Annotated in this window: 1 protein-coding gene; it reads right to left on the bottom strand. The window is 67.6% G+C overall.

The features are described from left to right. Nucleotides 1-1,214 (bottom strand): ATP-binding protein (locus CH268_RS22585; RefSeq protein ID WP_094665962.1); only part of this gene is annotated, 1,214 nt, incomplete at both ends.

The raw sequence follows: 1,214 nt of genomic DNA, 5'->3' as shown, positions 1-1,214 counted from the left end.
GCGACGAGGTCCCCGGCGGCGACTTCCTGGCCTTCGTCGACGGCGACTTTGACCACGGTGCCCTGCATCGGTGCGGTGACCGAGTCACCGGAGGCTGCGCCGGCTCCGGCACCGCCACGGGTGCGGGCCTTGGGTTTACGCCGTACCGCACCGGCATTCCCGCCGCTACCACCTCCGAGGGTGAGCTCTCCCGGCAGCGAGACCTCGACGCGTCGGCCCCCGACCTCGACGATGACGGACTGCCGCGGCAGGACCTCGTCGTCGTCGATCGGTTGCCCGGCGGTGAACGGGGGAACCTGGTTGTCCCATTCGGTTTCGATCCACCGGGTGTGGACGGAGAAGGAGTCACCGTCACCGATGAACGCGGGATCGGAGACCACCGCAGCGTGGAACGGGATCACCGTCGCCAACCCGTCGACGGTGAATTCGGCCAACGCCCGACGCGAACGGGCGAGGGCTTCCTCGCGGGTGGCTCCGGTGACGATGAGTTTGGCGAGCATCGAATCGAACTGGCCGCCGATCACGCTGCCGGATTCGACACCGGAATCGACGCGGACTCCCGGGCCGGAGGGGGCGGTGAAGGTGGTGACCGGTCCGGGGGCGGGCAGGAACCCACGCCCGGCGTCTTCGCCGTTGATCCGGAACTCGAACGAATGCCCCCGCGGTTCGGGGTCTTCGGTGATGGTCAGTTCTTCGCCGTTGGCGATGCGGAACTGCTGCAGCACCAGGTCGATGCCGGAGGTTTCCTCGGTGACGGGGTGCTCGACCTGCAGCCGGGTGTTCACCTCCAGGAACGACACCAGGCCGTCTTGGCCGACGAGGTATTCGACGGTCCCGGCGCCGTAGTAGCCGGCTTCGAGGCAGATGGCTTTGGCGCTGGAGTGGATTTCTTTGCGTTGGGCGTCGGTGAGGAACGGGGCGGGGGCTTCTTCGACGAGTTTCTGGAAGCGGCGTTGCAGGGAGCAGTCGCGGGTGCCGGCGACGATGACGTTGCCGTGTTGGTCGGCGATGACCTGGGCTTCGACGTGGCGTGGTTTGTCGAGGTAGCGTTCGACGAAGCATTCCCCGCGCCCGAATGCGGCGACGGCTTCGCGGGTGGCGGAGTCGAACAGTTCGGGGATTTCCTCGCGGGTGCGGGCGACTTTCATGCCGCGTCCGCCGCCACCGAAGGCGGCTTTGATGGCGATGGGGAGGCCGTGTTCGTCGACGAACGC

Origin of the sequence: Rhodococcus sp. 06-1460-1B (genome assembly GCF_002258475.1) — a bacterium.
GTDB lineage: Bacteria > Actinomycetota > Actinomycetes > Mycobacteriales > Mycobacteriaceae > Rhodococcoides > Rhodococcoides fascians.
Note: the sequence above shows the minus strand (reverse complement) of the source record. Positions and strands in the feature narration are given on the sequence as shown.